This is a genomic window from Streptomyces sp. NBC_00525, assembly GCF_036346595.1.
Taxonomy (GTDB): domain Bacteria; phylum Actinomycetota; class Actinomycetes; order Streptomycetales; family Streptomycetaceae; genus Streptomyces.
On record NZ_CP107834.1, the window covers coordinates 175,609 to 194,183 of the forward strand.

An 18,575-nucleotide genomic window follows, 5' to 3' on the forward strand; every position below is an offset into this window, starting at 1 on the left:
GGCGTATCCGAGGGAGGAATTCCGTGAGCAGCGAGCCCGCCGCCCCCGCCCCGCACGAGCGCGAGGTGCCCGCCATGACTCCTCACTCTTCTTCCGTCCGCCGGCCCGTGGTCTGGGACGTGATCGTCGTCGGCGCCGGGCCGGCCGGTGCCACGGCCGCCCGGGTCGCCGCGCAGCGCGGCCGCAGGACGCTCCTGCTGGAACGTGCCTCGATCCCCCGCTACAAGACCTGCGGGGGCGGCCTCATCGGGGCCTCCCTCGCCGCGCTGCCGCGCGGCCTGCCGCTGAACGTCCGGGACACGGCCGACCGGTTCACCTTCACCCTCAACGGCCGCGCCGAACACACCCTCGACTGCCGCACCCCGACCTGCGCCATGGTGTACCGCAGCGAATTCGACGCCGCGCTGACCGAGGCCGCCGCGACGGCGGGGGCCCGGGTGGACGACTGCACCGCGGTCACCTCGCTGGAGCACGAGGGCGACACGGTCACGGTCCGGACCGGGCGCGGCGACACCCTGCGGGCGCGGGCCGTCGTCGGCGCGGACGGCAGTGCCGGCCGGGTCTCCCGGTACGTCGGCGTGCGGTGCGCCCAGGTCGACCTCGCGCTGGAGGTGGAGGTGCCGGTGGGCGGCGCGGCGGCCGCCCGGTGGCAGGGTCGGGCGCTGATGGAGTGGGGTCCGCTGCCGGGCTCCTTCGGCTGGGTGTTCCCGAAGGGGGACGTGTGCACCGCCGGAGTGGTCGCGGCGCGCGGGAACCCGGCCGCGCTGCGCGCGTACAAGGAGGACTTCCTGAGCCGTCAGGGTCTGACCGGCTCCCAGCCGCTCCACGACACCGGGCATCTGACACGGTGCCGCCGCCCGGACTCACCGCTGGCCCGGGGCCGGGTGCTCGTCGCGGGCGACGCCGCCGCCCTCATGGACCACTGGTCGCGGGAGGGCATCTCGTACGCGCTGGGTTCGGGCGAGCTGGCCGGGCGGGCCGCCGCCCGGCTCGTGGACGTCGGCCGGGAGCGGGTGGACGCCGTCACCGCTGCCTACGGGCGGCAGGTCGTACAGACCCTGGGCGCCGAGATGCGGGCCAGCAGCGCCCTGATGGACCTGTTCAGCCGCAACCCACGGCTCGTGCACACGGTCCTGACCCGGCTGCCCCCGGCCTGGCGCCGGCTGGACTCCTACATCGCGGGGGACACGAGCGTCGCCGACATCATGGCCACCCCGTTCCTCGGCACGGCCACCACCCTCGCGACCCGCCTCTCCCCGCACCGGCGCGGGTGACGGGCCGCACTCACGACGGCCCGGCCGGGTCCGGGCCGTCGTGGAGGGTCAGCGAGCCGGCGAGGTCGAGGTCGGCGGAGGTGCCGTGAGCACCGGCGCGGACGAGCAGGACCGCCCCGAGCGCGGTGCTCCAGAACGTCCTCACCTCGGCGGAGAGCGGGCGGCGGGTGCGCCAGCCGCGCGCTTCGGCGAGTCGGCCCACGAAGCGCTCGGACTGCCGGAACAGCAGCTGGAGGTGCTGGTCGACCACAGGGGCGAGTTCGGGCCGGGCGATCCCGGTGGCGAGCGCCCGCGCGACGGAGGGCAGTGAGCGCATGGCCAGGACGGCGCGGGCGATGTTGCGCCGGAAGGCCGCCGCGTCCGGGGCCTGGCGGCCGACGCGCTCGACGCGGCGGGTGTCGTGGAGCAGGCCGAGGAAGGCGGCGTGCACGAGGAGCGAGTCCTTGGAGCCGAAGTAGTACGTCACCTGGTTGGGGAACGCTCCGGCCGCGCTCGCGATCTCCGCGACGCTCACCTCGGTGCCGGGCCGCTCCTCGCAGAGCCGCGCGGCCGCTTCGATCAGGCGGCGTTTCGTCGCGCGACCACGGTCGCGCGAGCGTGCGGACGGCGGTCCCGTCTCGGTTCGCTTCTCCTCCACGCCCGAATTGTATGTGATACAACAGCCCTCGTTCGCTTGTATCGCATACAAGAAAGGTGCGGAGCATGGACGGCAACGAGGTCGTCGTGACCGGAATGGGCGCGATCACCCCCCTGGGCGGGGATGTGGCGACCGCCTGGGAGGCGCTGCTGGCCGGCGAGTCGGGCATCCGGGCCCTGGCACCGGCCGGCCGTGAGGACAGCGGCCTCGTGGGCACGACCGCCGGGACGATGGCCGCCGACCCCGCCGCCTCGCTGCCGCCGGTACGGGCCAGGCGGCTCGACCGCGCCCAGCAGGCGGCGCTCGTCGCGGCGGCCGAGGCCTGGGCCGACGCGGGCGCGCCCGAGGTGGACCCGGACCGGCTCGCATCCGCGATCGGGACGGGCATCGGGGGTGTGGGGACGCTGCTGCGGGAGGACGACGTCCTGGAGCGGTCCGGCACCCGGCGGGTCTCCCCCCGTACGGTCCCGATGCTCATGCCCAACGCGGCGGCGGCCCTGATCAGCATCGAGTACGGGGCACGGGCCGGGTCCTACACCCCCGTCTCCGCCTGTTCGTCCGGGGCCGAGGCCGTCGCCCTGGGGACCCGGCTCATCCGGGCGGGCGAGGCGGACGTGGTCATCGCGGGTGGCGCGGAGGCGGCGATCACGCCCGTCACCGTGGCCGGATTCGTCCAGGCGCAGGCGCTGTCCCGGCACCCGGGTGATCCGGCCTCGGCCTCCCGACCGTTCGCCGCGGACCGCAGCGGGTTCGTGCTGAGCGAGGGCGCCGCCGTCCTGGTCCTGGAGAGCGCCGCGCACGCCGCCGCGCGCGGTGCCCGCGTCCGCGCGGTGCTCGCCGGAGCGGGCATCACCGCCGACGCCCACCACATCACCGCGCCCGCGCCGGACGGTTCCGGCCAGGTCTCCGCGATGCGCAAGGCCCTTGCCCGTGCCGGGATCGCGCCCGGCGGGATCGGCCACGTCAACGCCCACGCCACCGGAACGCCGGTCGGCGACGCCGCCGAGGCGCGCGCGATCCGAAAGGTCTTCGGGCACGCCGCCGTGACCGCACCCAAGGCCTCGCTCGGACACCTCTTCGGCGCGGCGGGTGCCGTCGAGGCCGTCGTCGCTGTCCTCAGCGTGGAGCACGGCGTCATCCCGCCGACGCGCAACCTGGCCGCGGCCGGCGTCGGCCCGGACATCGGCCTGGACGTGGTGGCGGAGCGGCGGGACACGCCTCAGCGGGCGGTGCTCAGCAACTCGTTCGGCTTCGGCGGGCAGAACGTGTCGCTCGTGGTCGCGGCCGCGCGGTGACCGGGAGCGTCAGCTCGGCTCGGTGGCGATCTGGATCAGGTTGCCGCAGGTGTCGTCGAAGACGGCGGTGGTAACCGCGCCCATCTCCGTGGGCCCCTGGAGGAAGTCCACGCCGAGGCCGCGCAGCCGCTCGTACTCCGCCTCCACATCGTCGACGGCGAACTGGGCGAGCGGGATGCCGTCCCTGACGAGCGCGTCGCGGTAGGGGGCGACGGCCGGGTGGCCGGCGGGCTCCAGGAGGAGTTGCGTCCCGTCGGGGTCGTCGGGTCCGACGACGGTCAACCAGCGGGCCCCGCCGCCCACCGGCACGTCGTACTTCTTCACGAAGCCGAGGATCTCGGTGTAGAAGCGCTCGGCCTTGGCCTGGTCGTCGACGAAGATGCTGGTCAGGTGAATTTTCACGGCGCGCTCTTCTCTGGTCCGAATGGGTCGGGCGGCGGCCACCGCTCGGCCGTCCGCCGCAGGCGTGCGGCGGACGGGCCCCGGCGCGGCTCAGCCGTACATCGCCACGCGGTACAGCGATGCCAGTGCATGGTCGATGGGGTGGGGCCGCGGTCTGCCGGAGGCGTCGAGAGTGTTCCACCTCTGCATGTTCACCGCGACCACCACGTGCCGCTCGCCGTCCGCGCGGGTCATGGCCAGGGTGCCGCCGCCCCAGACCGTGCCACCGTGGCCCCAGAAGGTGTCCTGACCGGGTTCCCCGGCCGGGTGCAGTCCGAGGCCGTACGGGATGATCCGGCCCTCCTGCGAGAGGACCGGACCGGTACGCCGCATCTGCTCCAGCGACGACGCGCTGACGATCTTTGCGGCCAGCAGCTGCGCGTAGAAGAGGTTGAGGTCCGCGACGGTCGATATCAGGGACGCGGCCGGCCCGACCCACGACATGTCGAAGACACTGTAGTCGCGGGGCGGATCGATCATGCCGAACCATGCCTCGTAGAGCCGTGCGTGCGGGCCCTCGACCTCCGGCCCGGTGGGGAAGACGGTGTCCGGGAGCCCGGCGCGCTCGATGACGTCGCGGGTGATGCACTCCTCGGCGGTGGTGCCGCTGACCCGGGCGAGGAGCTCGCCCAGAAGCAGGTAGTTGGTGTTGGAGTAAAGGCCGGGCGCGCCGCCCGGGGCGCCCGCCGGCGGTGCGGCGACGCCCAGCCGGATCAGCTCCACGGCGTCGAAGCGCGTGAACCGGTGGTCGTCCATGCTCTGCGGCCGGGTGTCGGCCAGTACGGGGAACGGCTTCAGGGACGGGTAGATGTACGGGAGGTACTCGGCGAGGCCACTCGTGTGGTTGAGCAGCATCCGCACCGTGATCGCCTCACCCCGCTCCCCCGGCACCAGTTCCGGGAGGTAGCGGCCGACCGGGGCGTCGAGTGCGATCCTGCCGTGCTCGGCCTGGCGCATGACCGCCGCGGCGGTGAACGTCTTGGTGACGCTGCCGACGCGGTGGCGCAAACCGGCGTCGGCCGGGCGGCCGGTGGCGAGGTCGGCGACTCCGGCCGCACCGCGCCAGACCTGGTCACCGGCCCGGACCTCGGCAAAGATCCCCGGTTGCCCGGCGCGGTGTACGTGGTCGACGGCCGCGTCCAGTGCCGCGCGGTCCAGTGCCTTCTTCATGAAGTGCGCCCCTTCGCATCCCCGAAACCGGCGGCGGTCGTCGCACGCCTGCCCGCTCCTGCCGGGCCGCCCGGCAGGCTCTGCACCCATTATGCACGCGGTGCGTGCAGCACCAAGTGCATGAGCTAGCCTGGAGTCCTGCGAGAGGAGCGGCATGGCCGGCAGAAGGCGTTGGACGACCGACGAGATCCTGGACGTGGCGGCCGAGCTGCTGCGCACGAGCGCGACGGAGTCGTTCAGCGTGCGGAGGGTGGCGGCGGCACTCGGGACCGATTCGTCGAGCCTCTACCGGCACTTCCGCAGCAAGACCGAACTGCTGCGGGCGCTGGCGGACCGGGTGCTGCTCGCCGCCATGGAGGACCACCGTCCCGAGGGTGACTGGAAGCAGCGCATCACGGCCCTCGCCCTGCTCGTGCGGGACGCCTTCAGCCGGCAGCCGCAGCTCGCCGGGGCGTGGGCGCGTTACGTCTCGGGGGGCAACGGTTCCCGGATGGTCATGGAGGAGGTGCTGGAGGCGCTGGGCTCGTCGGGGCTGCCCGACGAGGAGATTCCGGGGCACTACCACCGGATCGCGTTCCTCATCGCCTCGCTGATCGCCTTCGAGGCGGGCGGCGGCACGGTCCCGCCGGAGGAGCGCGAGCAGGGCCGGGAACTGTTCCGGGTGGCGGTCCTGGGCGCGGACCCGGAACGCTTCCCCGCCGTCGCCCGCTTCGCCCGCGACCTGAGCCCCCTCCAGACGGACCACCAGGCGGCGTTCGAGAGCATCCTGGCCGCGCACCTCGCCCGGATCGAGGCCGCGGTCCGGGCGGGCTAGCTCGGCCTGCGGAGTCCGGTGTCCAGGTTTCGGAGGAGTTCGCCGGTGCGTCCGCCGCCTTCGGGGGCGGTCGGGTAGCGGGCGAGTACGTCGGTGACGGCGGGGGTCGCGTGTCGTGCCGACCGGGCCAGGTGCGCTTCGCCCGCCGCGCGGTCGCCGGCGACGAGTTCGGCCGCCCTGGCGGCGTGGGCGGCGGAGCCGAGGATGTGTCCGACCTGGGTGGCCTGCGCGAGGGGGTGCAGATAGGCGGCCCCCGCCGCGGCCGTCGCCGCCCGTGCGGCCTCGCGTGCCGCCTCCGTGTCCGCGTCCTTGGCGGCCTTGAGGGCGGCCCAGGCGGTGTCCCGCAGCGCCTTGCCCCGTTCGCCGCCGCGCGCGAAGGCCCGGGCGGTCTCGACGGCCTCGCGGGGGCGAGGGTCGTCCGGGTGGGCGCTCTCGAACACGTCGAGCACCGTTTCCGCGCAGGCGGCGGCGAATGCGGTGACCGCGCGGAGGTCGTCCTTGCTGAGGGCGACCTCGCCCGCCTTCCGGGCCGGTGGGCGCGGCATGGGCTCAGGCCTCGATCGTGACGTCGGTGACCTGGTTGTCCGTGTCGAAGCGGACGGCCGGCCAGTAGCCCTCCATGATGTGCTCGCCGCAGGAGTCGTCCAGGTGCAGGACGACCTCCGATGCGCCGTCCACCACGACGGTGTCGAGCAGCAGGTCGGCGTGGGCGTCCGTCAGCTCCCGCCGGGTCGGCGGGGTTTCGCTGAACTCGTGGACCACGGCTTCCACCGCGCGTGCGCGCAGGAGCGCGCCGTCCGCCACGGCCCGGCGCATCCGGGGCAGCAGCCGGCGGGCCCGCGCCTCGTCGGTGGTGTCCAGGAGGAGGACGACGGTACGGTCGCCGATCCGGTGGCTCGCGGTGAAGTGCGGGGCGTCCAGGCGCGTGCCGCCGGGCAGGGTCTGCGAGGTCCGGACGAAGGCGCCGAGCACGTCGTCGTCCACCGCGGCCATGAGGGCCCCGCCCTCGTCGGGCCGCTCGGGGCTGGTGCGGGAGGCTTCGGTCACGGGCTCACCCTAGCCAGTGGCGCACCCCGGTGGTGCGGCTCGGGGCCGTACCACCGGGGTGCCGTGTCAGGCCGCCCGGCGCTTCAGGTGGCGGGTGAAGAAGTCGACCGCGCCGGCCCCCGCGTGCCGGGGGACGCCGGTGTGGCCGCCCAGGTGGGCGTGCAGGGACTTCTCCGTGGAGCCGAACGCGTCGAACAGGTCGAGCCCGGCCTGCCGGTGGCCTCCTTCGTCGTCCCACTGGAGCAGGACGTGGAGCGGGATGGTGACCTGGCGGGCTTCCTCAAGGATGCCGCGGGGGACGAAGCTGCCGGCGAAGAGTCCGGCGGCCGCCACGCGGGGCTCGATCCGTGCGAGGCGTACGCCGATGGAGATCACCCCGCCCGAGTAGCCGACCGGCCCTCCGATGCCGGGCAGCGTCAGGAGGGCGTCCAGGGCGGTCTGCCATTCCGGGACGGCCCGGTCCACCAGCGGGAGGACCAGTGCGTCGACGATCTCGTCGCCGACGGGTTCGCCGGCCCGCATGGTCCGGCGCAGGTCGGCGCGGGCCCGGTCGAGGACGGGCAGGCGGGGCCGGTCGCCGCTGCCGGGGAGTTCGACGGTGGCGGTGGCGAAGCCGGCCGCCGCCGAGTGCCGGGCCCGGTCGGCGAGACGCGGATACATCGCGTCGAGGCCGAGCGGCGGGTGGCCGAGGAGGATCAGCGGCACCGGTGCGGACGCCGAGGCGGACGCGGGGGTCCACACGATGCCGGGGATGTCGCCGAGGAGGAAGGTGCGTTCGAGTACGTCGTCGCCGGGGCCCTGCGCGGAGGGGGTGGCGAGGCGCCGCTCGGAGGTGACATGCATGGTCGTGTCCTTCGGGAGTGCGTGGAACGGCGCTCCCGGACGATCTGCCTACCGCCCGACCGTGGCCCCGGAGGGGAGCACCCATGTCGATACTGCGTTCACGGGTACCACCTCCTCGTTCCGGTCCACGGCCGGGAGGAATGTATCAGCGCCGTCCCCCGTACGCCCAGCGGGTTTCGTACGGGGGTCCGGGTCAGACCGCCGGCGCGGCCGGCGTCGCGGGGCGCGGCCGGGCCTGTCGCCCGCGCAGGCCGGCGGCCAGCAGCGCCACGACGATGCCGCCGAATGCCCAGGCGCCGAGAATCCACAGCGCGCCGGTGGTGTTGTTGCCGTCGAAGTAGACGGTGTTGCGGACGACGGTCGTGCCGGCTCCGGGTGGCAGGGCCTGGCCGATCGCGGCCCAGAACGGCGGCAGCAGGGACGACGGGTAGACGCCGCCGGAGCTGGGGTTGCCGAGGATGGTGAAGATGAGGATGGTCAGGCCGAGGCCGACGGTCCCGGCGACCGACTGCAGGGCCACGCCCACGGCTCCGGAGGCGAAGACGACCAGGGTGCCGATGCCGACGAGTTCCCAGAAGGAGCCCGGCAGGCAGTCCAGCACGGGGCCGACGATGATGGCGCCGCCGATCCCGGAGAGGAAGCCGTAGGGCAGCATCGCGGCGAGGCGCACGATGGAGCGCCGGAGTGTGGGGCGCTTCGATCCGGCCGCCATGTTCAGCGCCGACGCGGCGAGGTAGCCGCCGATCGTCCAGCTGAGCACCAGGTAGAAGGAGGACAGTCCGCGGGTGTCGCCCTCGGCGGGCGGGCGGATGTCCCGGACGGTCACGGTGCGGTTCTGCGTACGCTCCACGGTCGCGACGACCTTCGCCGCGGCGTCGGCCGCCGAGGGGCCGCCCGCCGACGCGACCAGCAGGGTGTCGGCGCGTCCGGTGACGGCCACGATCAGCGCGGCGTCGGTCTTCCGCTCCATGAGCCGGGCCCTGGCCTGCTCGCGGTTCTCGACGGCGGTGACGTGGACCGGTTCGCCGGGCAGTGAGTTGAGCCGGGCGACGAGGTCGGCCTCCATGACCTGCGGCGCGACCAGGGTGAGCGGGATGCGGTGCGGCTTGGGTGCGTGGAAGGCCCCCATGTAGGAGAGGGCGAAGCCCAGTTGGAGCAGCAGCACCCCCAGCATGACGAGCACCGCTCTGGTGGTGATCGCGTCGCGCATCTCCGTCCACGCGTCGACCCTCGTCGTCGAGCCCCTTGCATCCGCCACGTGACGTACCCGCTCTCAGCCGTGATGGACCGGCGCTCCCGGTCCGCGGACATCCTCACGCCCGGTCGGCGCCGCGCGGTGAGAACACGCATGGCCGGTGCCGTACCCACTCGTTCGGCGTAGGCGCTGTGCCGGTGCGGCTGTGCGGGGGCGGGCCGACGCGGGGGCGGGCCGCGGTCACTCCTGGCGTTCGAACCGGCGGGCGGCCCACAGCAGGGCGGCCGTGCCGATGAGCAGCAGCAGGCCGGCCTCCGCGGTGAACGGGAGCGGGTGGCCGGCCCAGGTGACGCCACCGGTGGCCGCCCCGTCCGGGACGCGCAGGGCGATGCCCTGGCGGAGCATGTCCACGCCGTAGGCGAGCGGGTTCACGGCGGCGAAGGCACGGATCGCGCCGGGGAGGGTCTGCAGCGGGAAGAAGCCGCCGGAGAGGAAGAGCAGGGGCATCATCAGCACGCCGAGCAGGGTGTGGAACGCCTCGGGCCTGCTCAGGCTCACGGCCAGGGTCAGGGCGAGCGCGGTGATGGTGAAGGAGATCAGGGTCATGGCGGCGAGGAGCAGTACCAGCAGGACCGGGTCGTAGGGCAGGCCCACGAGGCCGGCGAGGGCGAGCAGGACGGTGCCCTGGATGGTGGCGACGAGGGTGCCGCCGGCGCAGCTGCCGAGGAGCAGGGTGGAGCGGGCGACCGGGGCCATGAGGAGTTCGCGCAGATAGCCGCTCTGCCGGTCGGTGATCAGCCGGATGCCGACCAGGATGGCCGGTGTCTGCACGGTCATCATCAGCATGCCGGGGAAGAGGTAGGTCTGGTATCCGACGCCGAGCGAGGAGTCGGGGATGAGCGCGGCGAGTCCGCCGCCGAGAATCACCAGGTACAGCAGCGGGTGGAGCAGCATCAGCCCGGTGTGGGTGCGCTGGCCGGCCAGGCGCAGCAGGTCCCGGTGGACGAGTGCGTGGACCGCGCGCAGTTCGTGGCGCAGCCGGCCGGGCCGTTCGCGGTCGCGGGGGTGGGCGGTGTCGAGCCGGATCACGGTCATCGGCGGCCGCCCGTGGCCGTGGCGGGGCCGGGTTCGGGGGGTGCGGCGGGGGCCGGTCCCGGCGGTGCGGTGTGGATGCTGCGTCCGGTGTGGTGGAAGAAGACGTCGTCGAGGGTGGGCGGGGTGGCGGAGGCGGCGCGGACGGCGATGCCGTGGTTCTGCAGGGCGGCGCAGAGGCGGGGAATCCAGGAGCTGCCGTCGGGCAGGCGGAGGGTGATTCCGTCGGTCTCCGCGGTGACGGGGTGTCCGGGCGGTACGGCGCGGCGGACGACGCGGCGGGCTTTCGCGTCGTCGCTGGTGCGCAGGGCGACCCGGTCGTCGCCGATGGCGGCTTTCAGGGCGGTCGGGGTGCCCTGGGCGACCAGCCGGCCGTGGTCGATGATGGCGACGCGGTCGCAGTTGGCGGCTTCTTCGAGCTGGTGGGTGGTGATGAAGAGGGTGCTGCCGTGCCGTTCCCGCAGGGCGTAGAGGTGGTCCCAGATCTGGGCGCGGGCGTGCGGGTCCAGTCCGGTGGTGGGTTCGTCGAGGAAGAGCACGCCGGGTTCGTGGAGGAGTTGCCGGGCGATTTCGAGGCGGCGGCGCATGCCTCCGGACAGGGTGCGTACGGGTGAGGTGCGCCGGTCGGTGAGGCCGGCCACGTCCAGCACTTCGGCGGTGCGGTGCCGGATGCGGGCGCGGCGCATGCCGTAGAGGCGTGCGTGGATGCGCAGGTTCTGTTCGGCGGTCAGGTCCGGGTCGAGGGCGCTGTGCTGGAACAGCATGCCGACGCGTTGTCTGACCTGGTGGGGCTGGGTGCGTACGTCGGCGCCCGCGACCGTGGCGTGGCCGGCGGTGGGGCGGGCGAGGGCGCAGAGCATGGCGATGGTGGTGGACTTGCCGGCGCCGTTGGGGCCGAGGAAGGCGAAGGTCTCGCCCTGCCGGACGTCCAGGTCCAGGCCGTTGACGGCGTGGGTGGTGGTCCCCCGGGGGCCGGGGTAGCTCTTGACCAGGCCGCGTGCGCTGATGGCGGCGGCCTCGGGTGGGCCGGGGGTGGTGTGCGGGCCGGGGGTGGGCTCCTGGGCGAGTTCTTCGTCGCCGGTGTGCAGTCGCATGGGTCCGGTCCTCACCTCGGGTTGGCCGGCCGGAGGCTATGCCGGTCTTAGGCGCAGCTGATGCCGATGCAGACCGTGTTGAGGACCGTCAGCAGGCCGATGCACTCGCAGGTGCCGGAGAAGGCCGCCTCGACGCCGACCGGGTCGGTCTCGGGGAGGGCGTGGAGGTGGGCGAGGAGTTCGAGGTCCTGGGTCTGGGTTTCCATGGTTCTCTCCTTCTTCTTTGTGGTGGAGCGGCGGGGTTTCCGCCGCTCAGCCCGGCAGCTGGGCCAGCCAGTGCCGGGAGTCCGTGTGGCCGAGGCGCAGGAGGAAGGCCAGGATTCCGGCCGATCCGTCGCTCCAGCTGGTCGAGACGTCTCCGTACTCGTTGGGGAAGACGAGGTGCCCGTGGCGGCGGGCGCCCTCGGTGAGGGCGAGGCGGCCCAGGTCGTGCGCCATGGCGCGGTACGCGGGGTCGCCGGTCGCGGCGCTCAGGTCGAGGAGGAAGTCGCCGTTGCCGGCGAGTCCGTGGCATTGCGAGAGCGGGGCGCGGGAGGCCCGTTCGGTGACGGCCAGGGCGCTGCGGCGGGCGAGGTCGCCGAATCTGTCGTCGCCGGTGGCCTGCCACAGCCGTACGAGGAAGGTGCCGATCCCGGCGGCGCCGTGGCACCAGTACGGGGCGGTGGGTTCGTCGCCGGCCTGGGCGGGCCATTGGGCCGTCTCGCCGATGCGTACGGCGCTGTGCACGAGGTGTTCGCCGACGTCGACGGCGAGGCCGAGGTGGTCGCGGCGCCCGGAGGCGGTGGCGGCGGCGAGGAGGAAGCAGCCGATGCCGGCGGAGCCGTGGGCGAAGCCGAGGTAGCGTTTGCCGGCCTCGCCGGAGAGGGCTTCGGCGGGGACGGGCCAGCTGACGGCCGGGGGTTCGCGGCGGGCGGCCGCGGCGAGCCGGTCGGCGGCGTCGTCGGCGAGGGCGGCGAAGCGGCGGTCTCCGGTGCGGTGCCACAGGTGGACGGCGGCCATGCCGCTGCCGGCGGTGCCGTGGGTGATGTCGTGGTGGAGGGTGGGTTCCTGCGGGGTGAGCGCCAGGGTGAGCGCGTGGTCGGTGAGGGCCCGGTCGCCGATGGCCCGGCCCGCTTCGTACAGCGCCCAGGCGGTTCCGCTGTCCCCGAAGTGCAGTCCGGGGCGTGTGGTGGCGGGGCGGGCGCGGTCGGCGATCCAGTGTCCGGCCGTGGCGAGCAGGTCGGGCAGGCGGGGGTCCTCGGTGAGCGTGAAGTACTGGGTCAGTACGGCGAGGGGTCCGGCGGCGCCCTGCTGCACGGTGCAGGGGTTGGTTTCGCCGGAGGCGGTGGAGACGGGCCACAGGCGGCGGTCGTCCTCGGGGTCCATGGTGTCCACGAGGTGGTCGACGACCGCGGCGACGGCGTCGCGCAGTTCGTCGTCGCGGGCCGGGGCGGGGCGCGCGGCGGCCGGGCGGGCCGGGTCCGGCCGGTGGAGGGCCTCGCGTGCGCGGTGGGTGTCCCAGCGGGCGGCGGGCTCGTCCCTCATCAGGCCGGTGATCATGTCCGTCACGCGGTCCGGGGGCCTGGCGTGGCCGGTACAGGCGTCGAGCCAGGCGGCGAGCCGTTCCTCGTCGGTTCTGGTGGGGGGTTCCTCGGGCAGGAGGTTGGGCACCTTGCCGGTCAGGACGAAGCAGGCGGTGGCGCCGAGGCTGTAGTAGTCGGCCGTCACGGAGACGGGGGCGTCGGCCAGGCGTTCGGGGGCGCTGAATCCCGGTGTGCCGACCCGGGTGGGCAGGCTGGTGCCGGTGTCGTCGGTGGCCAGTTCCAGGTCGATCAGGCGCAGTTGGCCGTCCGGGCGGACCATGACGTTGCCGGGGGTGAAGTCGCGCAGGACGCAGCCGTGGGCGTGGGCGGCCTCGACGAGGTCGACGAGCCGGGCGACGAGGGCCAGGGCCTGGCGGCGGTAGTGCTCGGCGCCGAGGTCGCGGAAGCGTTCGGCGACCCAGGTGCGCAGGCTGTGGCCCGGTACTTCGCTCTGGGCCAGGAAGAGGTGGTGGCCGTGTTCGAAGAGGGCGAGGGCGTCGGGGGCGAGCCCCGTGTCCTTCAGCTTGTCGAGCATGCGGGCCTCGGCGCGCAGCCAGTCGCGGACGTCGCGGCCGGAGGCGTCGCCCTCCACGTGGGGGCGGGTCTCCTTGATGATCACGGGCGCGCCGGTGCGGGTGTCGGTGCCCCGGTAGACGCCGCCCTTGTTGGTGTGCCGGATCGCTTCCCGTACCGCGAAGCGGCCGCCGAGCAGGACCGGGGCGCTCTCGGTCCGCGCCGGGGGCGGGAGGGGCACGGTCTCGGGGAAGGGGCAGACGGCCCAGGGGGGCGGGGCGTAGCGGCCGGTGCGCTCGTCCTCGACGGGGTTGCCGTCGGGGTCTTCGATGTACCAGATCAGCAGGCCCTGTTCGGAGAGCCGCTGCCGGCCGGTGAAGGCGCCGTAGCGGTAGTGCAGCAGGCTGTCGGGGGCGTAGGGCTGGTCGGAGAGGATGCGGGGGCCGGGCAGTCCGGCCGTCGCCTCGTGCAGGGCGTGCGCGAGGCGGACCGCGTCGGCGTCGGAGCGGGGGTAGACGGTGATGAACTTGCCGGAGCTGCCGCGCGGCGTGGCGCGGGAGTTGAGGGTGCTGACCTGGTCGAGCGAGCGGGCGAACTTGAACGGCGACGTGTCGGGCAGCAGGACGTCCAGGGCCCTCACGAGGACGGTCGGCGCGGAGGCGGCCGTCGCCGACAGGTGCAGCTTCCAGCCCTGGTCCCGGCGCGTGCCGGGGCGGGCGGCGACGTGGCACCAGGTGGCGTCGCTGGAGGTCGTCCAGCGGGCGGTGGTGCGGGTGGCTTCCAGGGCTCGGCCGAGAAGGCTTTCGAGGTCGACTTCGGTGGCGTGACTCGTCATGTGGGGTGTCCCTCTCAACGGTGAGGACCGCTGATCGGAAATTGCCCATGACACGTGAGCCCGGAACGCGCCCGAGCCGGAATCACCTGCTCCAGCGAGCGCGCGGGGGTCGCGTCAGCCGGTTCGGCGCCGCCTGGCGCGAGTTGAGGCGCACTTCGCCGGTGCGGTGGGCCTCACTGGGTCCGCAGGGGTTCCCTGGCGCGGTCGGTCTCGTCCTGGACGAGGAGACTGAGCAGCGAGGCGACGGGGAGGCCCGCTTCCGCGGGGTGGCGCAGGACCTTGTCCGGCTCGATGCGGTACGTGTTGGCGCGTCCCTCCCGGGTGTGGGAGAGGTATCCGTCGCGTTCGAGGTCGGAGATGATCCGCTGGACCGCGCGCTCGGTGAGCCGGCAGTGCGCGGCGATGTCGCGAATCCGGACGCTCGAGTCGTCGGCGATGGTCGCCAGCACGCGTGCGTGGTTGGTGAGGAACGTCCATCCGGCGTGGGCTTCGGGTACTCCAGGCATGTTTCCAATCTAAACGCCAATGCTTGCCCGTACTCAACTACGTGACATACTTTTCCTGTAATTGCTGACAGGGTGAGAGTCACGGGAGGGCCTCGGGGTGTCGTACGGCGAAGCCGCGCCCGATCCGGTGCGGACGACGGTCGTGGAGTACGAACAGCACGGCGTGTGGGTGGTCACGGCGTGCGGTGCCTGCGACCTGCAGTCCATCGCAGGACTGCAGGAGGCACTGACGACCGCGGCCTGGAAACACCCGAAGGTTGTGCTGGACGCGTCCGGAATCACCTTCGCGGACTCGTCGCTGCTCAATCTGCTGATCATGGCCCATCGGGCAGGGGCGCTGCGCATCGCCGCGCCGAGACCGCAGTTGCAGCGTCTGCTGGGCCTGACCGGGCTCGACGCGGTTCTGTACGTACGGGCGACGGTCGAGGAGGCCGCCGCCTGTTGATCACCGGGCCGGTCCCGTCTCCCGTGCGGGACGCGGGACCGGCCCGGTGCGTCTACCAGCCTGCCTCGGCGGTGTTGTAGGCGGCGCGGCAGTCGGCGTTGGTGGCGTCGGCCGCCAGCTTCGCCATGGAGTCCTTCCAGATCCGCTTGGCCAGCTTCTCCAGGTCGCGGGTCGCGGCGGGCACGTCCGGGGCGTACTGCTTGATCGTGGCCAGGGACGACTTCGCGAACTTGTTGCACACGGGGGCCGCCGCCTTGCGGTAGCGCGTGTCCAGGTCGGCCGCGACGGCCTGGCCGTTGGCGGTCGCCCAGCTGTTCCAGGCCGCGCAGGCCTTCTCGGTGAAGACCTGCTGGTCGGCCTCGCTCAGTCCGAGGACCTGGCCGAGCACGGTGTTCTTGACCTTGTCCGGCACCGTGAAGTCGACGACGGGGAACTTGTCGAAGGTCTCCAGCAGCGCTTCCTGGCACGCGGGCGGCAGGGACGCGGCCCGAGCCGGCGAGGGGGCCGCCAGCGCGGACACGGACAGGAGGGCGACGGCGAGAACGGTGCCGCGGGCGGTACGCGTGGAGGTCATGGCGGTGGTGCTCCTCGAACAGACGGGGGTGTTGTCGCAGACGCGGTGTCGGCGCCCGACGGCTGCAGAACGATCACTCGCGTGCGGAGGTCACGCGTACGTCCGTCCGGGTCTGCGGCGCGTCACCCCCGGTCACCCCCGGTCTCCGCCAGTTCCGCCAGTTCCGCCAGTTCCGCCACGGCCCGCTCCCACAGTTCGGGCAGTTGTTCGCCCTGCGGCAGGCCGGTGTCGGTGACGAAGGACACCTCGGCCCACTCACCGAAGTAGGAGAGGGCGACCGCGACGAGGTGGCCGGGCACGAGCAGCGGCAGCAGGGCGGTGCCGGTCACCCGGGTGTCGCCGAGGCTGCCCCGCTCGGCGAGCGGCATCGAGGTGGCCATGACGTTGGTGACGCGCGGGGAGAGCACCCGGCGGGTGTACCAGGCGGTGGGCCCGGCGGGCATGTGGCGGACCAGGTCCCCGATGGCCTGCCGCCAGGCGGCGCCGCGCAGTCCGCGCGTCGCCGCCAGGACGTGGTCGAGCCGCCGCCGGGCCGCGTCCGGCTGCCCGGCGCCCACGCCCACGGGCAGTTCCAGGGGTACGGCGAAGCAGCGGTTGCCCCAGGTCTGTTCCTCGTCGGGGCGCCGTGCGTCGATCGGGAGCACCGCCGTGGCCCTGGGCAGGGGTACGCCCGACCGCGCGGCCCACTCGCCCAGCGCGCCCGCGAGGGCGGCGAGATGGGCGTCGTGCGCCGAGCCGCCCCGAGCCGCGCCGATGCGCCGGAGGGTGTCCACCGGCACGCGTCCCCGGCTCAGCCGCCGCTCCCCGGTCGCCTCGTACCCGGCGCCGGGGCGGTATCCGCGTACGACGAGGGTGCCCGCCGCGAACTTCGCGGCGAAGCCGACGGCGGCGGCGACGCGCCGAGGGATCGCGGTCCGGCGCCCCGGTGCCGGTACGGGGCGGCCGGACGGCTCGCCCTCGCCGAGCACCGCCCGGAAGGTCATGGCCGCAGCCGCGCCGTCCTGGCAGGCGTGGCGGAAGCGGTAGCACACGGCGTACGCGTCGTCGGCGTGGCCGTGGATCAGCCAGACGCCCCAGTAGGCGCCGGGCGCGAAGGGGGCGTTGAGGGCGGTGCGCAGGGCGGCGTCCCAGCCCTCGGGCCCGTCCGCGACGACCTCGTCGACATGCCGGTCCACCGCGAAGTCCGGGTCCGGCCGCCAGCGCGGCCTGCGCCCCGCCGTGACCCGGCTGGTCAGCAGCGGCAGCCCGGCCAGCCGGTAGCCGATGTACGCGCGCAGGTCGGCGAGGCCGGGGGCCGGGCCGCTCAGGTACGCGATGCCGCCGGCGTCCCAGCGGACGTCGGGGCGGACCCGTTCCAGTGCCAGGAAGGCCCGGTCCACGGCGTGGACGGGCACCGGGGCGGGGGCGGCGGAGTCGTCGGGCGGCGCGGTCCCGGCGGACGGGGCGGCGGTGGTGGACGGCGCTGACCGGGCGGAAGCGGCCATGGGTTCTCGGCTCCAATGCGTGACGGGACGGCGAGCGGGCGGACGGGCGGACGGGCGGACGGGCGGACGGGCGGACGGGCGGACGGGGACAACGAACGAACGGGCGGTGACGGCGAGCGGACGGGCGGGGCGGCGAGGGGTCCACCGCGCCGGGACGAACGCCCGGACGCGGCCGGCGACCCTCGTCCGCGCCCTTCAGGATGGCCACCGGCCGGGCCGGCCCCGCCCCGTACCGCGTGGCCCGGTCCCGGCCGCGGCGGCGGCCCGGCGGGGGCTCCGCCCGTACCGCCGCTGCGGCTCCCGGCACCGCACCGGCTTCGCGGGCGGTCCGGAAGATCCCCCGAAGGGGGGACGGGCTGCGGATGCCGCCCCTCTGTCGGGTGCCGGTCCGTACTGGCGTACGCGGCCCCGGCCGCCCGGGTACTTCGTTCGGGTGAGGGGTCCGGATCGGGCTCTTCCGGTTCGCCCGCCGTCTGCCATGGTGTGCCGTGCGCCGACGACCGACGTACCCGGCGACGGCGCGAGAGCCGCCGACGCGGCGCGTCCCTGCGGTAGGCGGGGCTGTCCCTTCCGTAGCCCTTGGAGCCATGGCCGTGCACGTAGCCCTCACCGGCGCGACCGGATTCCTCGGTCTGCGCCTGCTGCGCCGGCTGCTCGAAACCCACCGGTCGGTGACGGTCCTGGCCCACGCGGGCTCCGGCGACGCCCTGCACCGCATCGTCCGCTTCTTCGAACTGACCGGCGCGACGCCGGAGTTCACCGCCGCACTCGCCGACCGGGTGCGGGTGGTGGAGATCGACCTCGCGCTGCCCCGGCTGGGACTCCCCCAGCGAAGGTTCAAGGAGCTGGCCGACGACGTGGGCGCGCTCTGGCACAGCGCGGGCAGCATCAACCTGGAGGGCGACCTCCCCGAGCTGCGTCGCGTCAACGTCGAGGGAACGCGGCACGTCCTGGAGCTGGCCGCGGCGAGCCGGCTGCGGCCCCGTGTGCACCATGTGAGCACCGCGTTCGTCGCGGGGGCGCGGCGCGAGGGCGTGGCGTACGAGGACGAGCTGGACGCCGGCTGCGGCTTCGAGAACGCCTACGAACGCTCCAAGTACGAGGCCGAGTCGCTGGTGCACGCATGGGCGCGGCAGCACGGCCGGCCCGTGCTGGTGCTGCGGCCGAGCGTGCTGGTCACCGATCTGCCGCCGCATCCCGAGCTTCCCTCGCATCCGCTCCAGGTCGTCGAGCGGATTCTGCGCGACGCGTGCCGCTCCGGCGGGGCGGGTCCGCAGGCCCGGCCCCGGGTCCGGATGGTGGGGCATCCGCACGGGCGGCTCAACCTGCTCCAGGTGGAGCACGCGGCCGATGTGATGGTGCGGCTGGCCGGGCGGCCCTCTTCGGGCGGAGTCGACACGTATCACGTGGTCCATGACCGCGATGTGCCCGTGGCGACCGTCGTCGAGGTGCTTGAACGGCTCGTTCCGCTGACGGTCGAGCTGGTGTCCGGCCGGCCCGCCGCGCCCTCGCCCCTGGAGGCGATGCTGGACTTCTACCCCGGCATGACGTCCTACCTCGCGCACCGGCGGCGGTTCGACGACACCCGTGTCCGGGCGCAGTTGGGGCCGGCGGCCGTGTCCGCCCCGGTGGACGCCGACCGGTTGTGGGCGGGTCTCGCTCCCCGCGCCTGGACCGTGCCGGGCCCGCCCGGTCCGCCGGGCACGCCGGCGGCCGTCCCGCCGCCCGTCCGCTGCGCCTGACCACGCCCCCGC

19 protein-coding genes are annotated in these 18,575 nt (G+C 74.2%); 5 read left to right on the forward strand and 14 right to left on the reverse strand.

Annotation, left to right across the window (positions count from 1 at the left end; genetic code table 11):
* Nucleotides 1-23: 23 nt before the first annotated feature.
* The gene (locus OG710_RS00790) at nucleotides 24-1,274 is read left to right on the forward strand and encodes a geranylgeranyl reductase family protein (RefSeq protein WP_330237606.1); all 1,251 of its coding nucleotides are present in this window, start codon (nucleotides 24-26) and stop codon (nucleotides 1,272-1,274) included.
* A gap of 10 nt (nucleotides 1,275-1,284) precedes the next feature.
* On the opposite strand, the gene OG710_RS00795 is transcribed toward OG710_RS00790, so the two are convergent.
* The gene (locus OG710_RS00795) at nucleotides 1,285-1,911 is read right to left on the reverse strand and encodes a TetR/AcrR family transcriptional regulator C-terminal domain-containing protein (RefSeq protein ID WP_330237607.1); all 627 of its coding nucleotides are present in this window, start codon (nucleotides 1,909-1,911) and stop codon (nucleotides 1,285-1,287) included.
* A gap of 65 nt (nucleotides 1,912-1,976) precedes the next feature.
* Between OG710_RS00795 and OG710_RS00800 the strand changes: the two genes are divergently transcribed.
* Nucleotides 1,977-3,206 carry a beta-ketoacyl-[acyl-carrier-protein] synthase family protein gene (locus tag OG710_RS00800; RefSeq protein ID WP_330237608.1) on the forward strand — a complete coding sequence of 410 codons (1,230 nt, stop codon included), beginning with the start codon at nucleotides 1,977-1,979 and terminating at the stop codon, nucleotides 3,204-3,206.
* 9 nt (nucleotides 3,207-3,215) lie between these two features.
* Here the strand turns inward: OG710_RS00800 and OG710_RS00805 are convergent, their stop codons facing one another.
* Both OG710_RS00805 and OG710_RS00810 read right to left on the reverse strand, forming a co-directional pair.
* On the reverse strand, nucleotides 3,216-3,608 hold the full coding sequence (locus OG710_RS00805; RefSeq protein ID WP_111335094.1) for a VOC family protein: 393 nt from the start codon (nucleotides 3,606-3,608) through the stop codon (nucleotides 3,216-3,218).
* 90 nt (nucleotides 3,609-3,698) lie between these two features.
* On the reverse strand, nucleotides 3,699-4,817 hold the full coding sequence (locus OG710_RS00810; RefSeq protein WP_330237609.1) for a serine hydrolase domain-containing protein: 1,119 nt from the start codon (nucleotides 4,815-4,817) through the stop codon (nucleotides 3,699-3,701).
* A 154-nt stretch (nucleotides 4,818-4,971) separates the two neighbouring features.
* Between OG710_RS00810 and OG710_RS00815 the strand changes: the two genes are divergently transcribed.
* The gene (locus OG710_RS00815) at nucleotides 4,972-5,631 is read left to right on the forward strand and encodes a TetR/AcrR family transcriptional regulator (RefSeq protein WP_330237610.1); all 660 of its coding nucleotides are present in this window, start codon (nucleotides 4,972-4,974) and stop codon (nucleotides 5,629-5,631) included.
* On the opposite strand, the gene OG710_RS00820 is transcribed toward OG710_RS00815, so the two are convergent.
* The 9 genes from OG710_RS00820 to OG710_RS00860 all read right to left on the reverse strand — a co-directional run bounded on the left by OG710_RS00820 (nucleotide 5,628) and on the right by OG710_RS00860 (nucleotide 14,318).
* Nucleotides 5,628-6,176, reverse strand: a complete 549-nt coding sequence (locus OG710_RS00820) for a putative immunity protein (protein WP_330237611.1) — start codon at nucleotides 6,174-6,176, stop codon at nucleotides 5,628-5,630. The two genes, OG710_RS00815 and OG710_RS00820, sit on opposite strands and share 4 nt — an antisense overlap.
* 4 nt (nucleotides 6,177-6,180) lie before the next feature.
* On the reverse strand, nucleotides 6,181-6,678 hold the full coding sequence (locus OG710_RS00825; protein WP_330237612.1) for a hypothetical protein: 498 nt from the start codon (nucleotides 6,676-6,678) through the stop codon (nucleotides 6,181-6,183).
* A gap of 66 nt (nucleotides 6,679-6,744) precedes the next feature.
* Entirely contained in the window at nucleotides 6,745-7,521 is a 777-nt protein-coding gene (locus OG710_RS00830; protein WP_330237613.1) for an alpha/beta hydrolase, read from the reverse strand.
* A 193-nt stretch (nucleotides 7,522-7,714) separates the two neighbouring features.
* A complete protein-coding gene (locus OG710_RS00835) occupies nucleotides 7,715-8,731 on the reverse strand; it encodes a DUF3533 domain-containing protein (protein WP_443064313.1) in 1,017 nt (338 codons plus the stop codon).
* Between the two features lie 225 nt (nucleotides 8,732-8,956).
* On the reverse strand, nucleotides 8,957-9,811 hold the full coding sequence (locus OG710_RS00840; RefSeq protein WP_330237615.1) for an ABC transporter permease: 855 nt from the start codon (nucleotides 9,809-9,811) through the stop codon (nucleotides 8,957-8,959).
* The gene (locus OG710_RS00845; protein WP_330237616.1) at nucleotides 9,808-10,902 is read right to left on the reverse strand and encodes an ABC transporter ATP-binding protein; all 1,095 of its coding nucleotides are present in this window, start codon (nucleotides 10,900-10,902) and stop codon (nucleotides 9,808-9,810) included. The genes OG710_RS00840 and OG710_RS00845 overlap by 4 nt, the downstream gene beginning before the upstream one ends.
* Before the next feature lie 47 nt (nucleotides 10,903-10,949).
* The gene (locus OG710_RS00850; RefSeq protein WP_330237617.1) at nucleotides 10,950-11,108 is read right to left on the reverse strand and encodes a VenA family class IV lanthipeptide; all 159 of its coding nucleotides are present in this window, start codon (nucleotides 11,106-11,108) and stop codon (nucleotides 10,950-10,952) included.
* 46 nt (nucleotides 11,109-11,154) lie between these two features.
* Complete coding sequence (lanL, locus tag OG710_RS00855; RefSeq protein ID WP_330237618.1) at nucleotides 11,155-13,812, reverse strand: class IV lanthionine synthetase LanL; 2,658 nt, start codon at nucleotides 13,810-13,812, stop codon at nucleotides 11,155-11,157.
* 173 nt (nucleotides 13,813-13,985) lie between these two features.
* Nucleotides 13,986-14,318: a helix-turn-helix transcriptional regulator gene (locus tag OG710_RS00860; protein WP_330237619.1), complete on the reverse strand. Its 333-nt coding sequence runs from the start codon at nucleotides 14,316-14,318 to the stop codon at nucleotides 13,986-13,988.
* Between the two features lie 97 nt (nucleotides 14,319-14,415).
* Here OG710_RS00860 and OG710_RS00865 point away from each other — a divergent pair, with 97 nt between their 5' ends.
* Complete coding sequence (locus OG710_RS00865) at nucleotides 14,416-14,763, forward strand: STAS domain-containing protein (protein ID WP_330237620.1); 348 nt, start codon at nucleotides 14,416-14,418, stop codon at nucleotides 14,761-14,763.
* Between the two features lie 52 nt (nucleotides 14,764-14,815).
* Here OG710_RS00865 and OG710_RS00870 read toward each other — a convergent pair whose 3' ends face one another.
* Complete coding sequence (locus OG710_RS00870; RefSeq protein WP_330237621.1) at nucleotides 14,816-15,337, reverse strand: hypothetical protein; 522 nt, start codon at nucleotides 15,335-15,337, stop codon at nucleotides 14,816-14,818.
* Between the two features lie 122 nt (nucleotides 15,338-15,459).
* On the reverse strand, nucleotides 15,460-16,821 hold the full coding sequence (locus OG710_RS00875; RefSeq protein ID WP_330237622.1) for a wax ester/triacylglycerol synthase domain-containing protein: 1,362 nt from the start codon (nucleotides 16,819-16,821) through the stop codon (nucleotides 15,460-15,462).
* A 587-nt stretch (nucleotides 16,822-17,408) separates the two neighbouring features.
* Between OG710_RS00875 and OG710_RS00880 the strand changes: the two genes are divergently transcribed.
* Entirely contained in the window at nucleotides 17,409-18,563 is a 1,155-nt protein-coding gene (locus OG710_RS00880; protein ID WP_330237623.1) for an SDR family oxidoreductase, read from the forward strand.
* The last annotated feature ends 12 nt before the right edge of the window (nucleotides 18,564-18,575 follow it).

What these genes read in the sequence shown, in the direction of transcription:
- OG710_RS00800 (WP_330237608.1), top strand. Translation starts at nt 1,977, where the DNA reads ATGGACGGCAACGAGGTCGTCGTGACCGGAATGGGCGCGATCACCCCC.
- OG710_RS00810 (WP_330237609.1), bottom strand. Translation starts at nt 4,817, where the DNA reads ATGAAGAAGGCACTGGACCGCGCGGCACTGGACGCGGCCGTCGACCAC.
- OG710_RS00815 (WP_330237610.1), top strand. Translation starts at nt 4,972, where the DNA reads ATGGCCGGCAGAAGGCGTTGGACGACCGACGAGATCCTGGACGTGGCG.
- OG710_RS00820 (WP_330237611.1), bottom strand. Translation starts at nt 6,176, where the DNA reads ATGCCGCGCCCACCGGCCCGGAAGGCGGGCGAGGTCGCCCTCAGCAAG.
- OG710_RS00830 (WP_330237613.1), bottom strand. Translation starts at nt 7,521, where the DNA reads ATGCATGTCACCTCCGAGCGGCGCCTCGCCACCCCCTCCGCGCAGGGC.
- OG710_RS00835 (WP_443064313.1), bottom strand. Translation starts at nt 8,731, where the DNA reads ATGCGCGACGCGATCACCACCAGAGCGGTGCTCGTCATGCTGGGGGTG.
- OG710_RS00840 (WP_330237615.1), bottom strand. Translation starts at nt 9,811, where the DNA reads ATGACCGTGATCCGGCTCGACACCGCCCACCCCCGCGACCGCGAACGG.
- OG710_RS00845 (WP_330237616.1), bottom strand. Translation starts at nt 10,902, where the DNA reads ATGCGACTGCACACCGGCGACGAAGAACTCGCCCAGGAGCCCACCCCC.
- OG710_RS00850 (WP_330237617.1), bottom strand. Translation starts at nt 11,108, where the DNA reads ATGGAAACCCAGACCCAGGACCTCGAACTCCTCGCCCACCTCCACGCC.
- lanL (WP_330237618.1), bottom strand. Translation starts at nt 13,812, where the DNA reads ATGACGAGTCACGCCACCGAAGTCGACCTCGAAAGCCTTCTCGGCCGA.
- OG710_RS00860 (WP_330237619.1), bottom strand. Translation starts at nt 14,318, where the DNA reads ATGCCTGGAGTACCCGAAGCCCACGCCGGATGGACGTTCCTCACCAAC.
- OG710_RS00870 (WP_330237621.1), bottom strand. Translation starts at nt 15,337, where the DNA reads ATGACCTCCACGCGTACCGCCCGCGGCACCGTTCTCGCCGTCGCCCTC.
- OG710_RS00875 (WP_330237622.1), bottom strand. Translation starts at nt 16,821, where the DNA reads ATGGCCGCTTCCGCCCGGTCAGCGCCGTCCACCACCGCCGCCCCGTCC.
- OG710_RS00880 (WP_330237623.1), top strand. Translation starts at nt 17,409, where the DNA reads ATGGCCGTGCACGTAGCCCTCACCGGCGCGACCGGATTCCTCGGTCTG.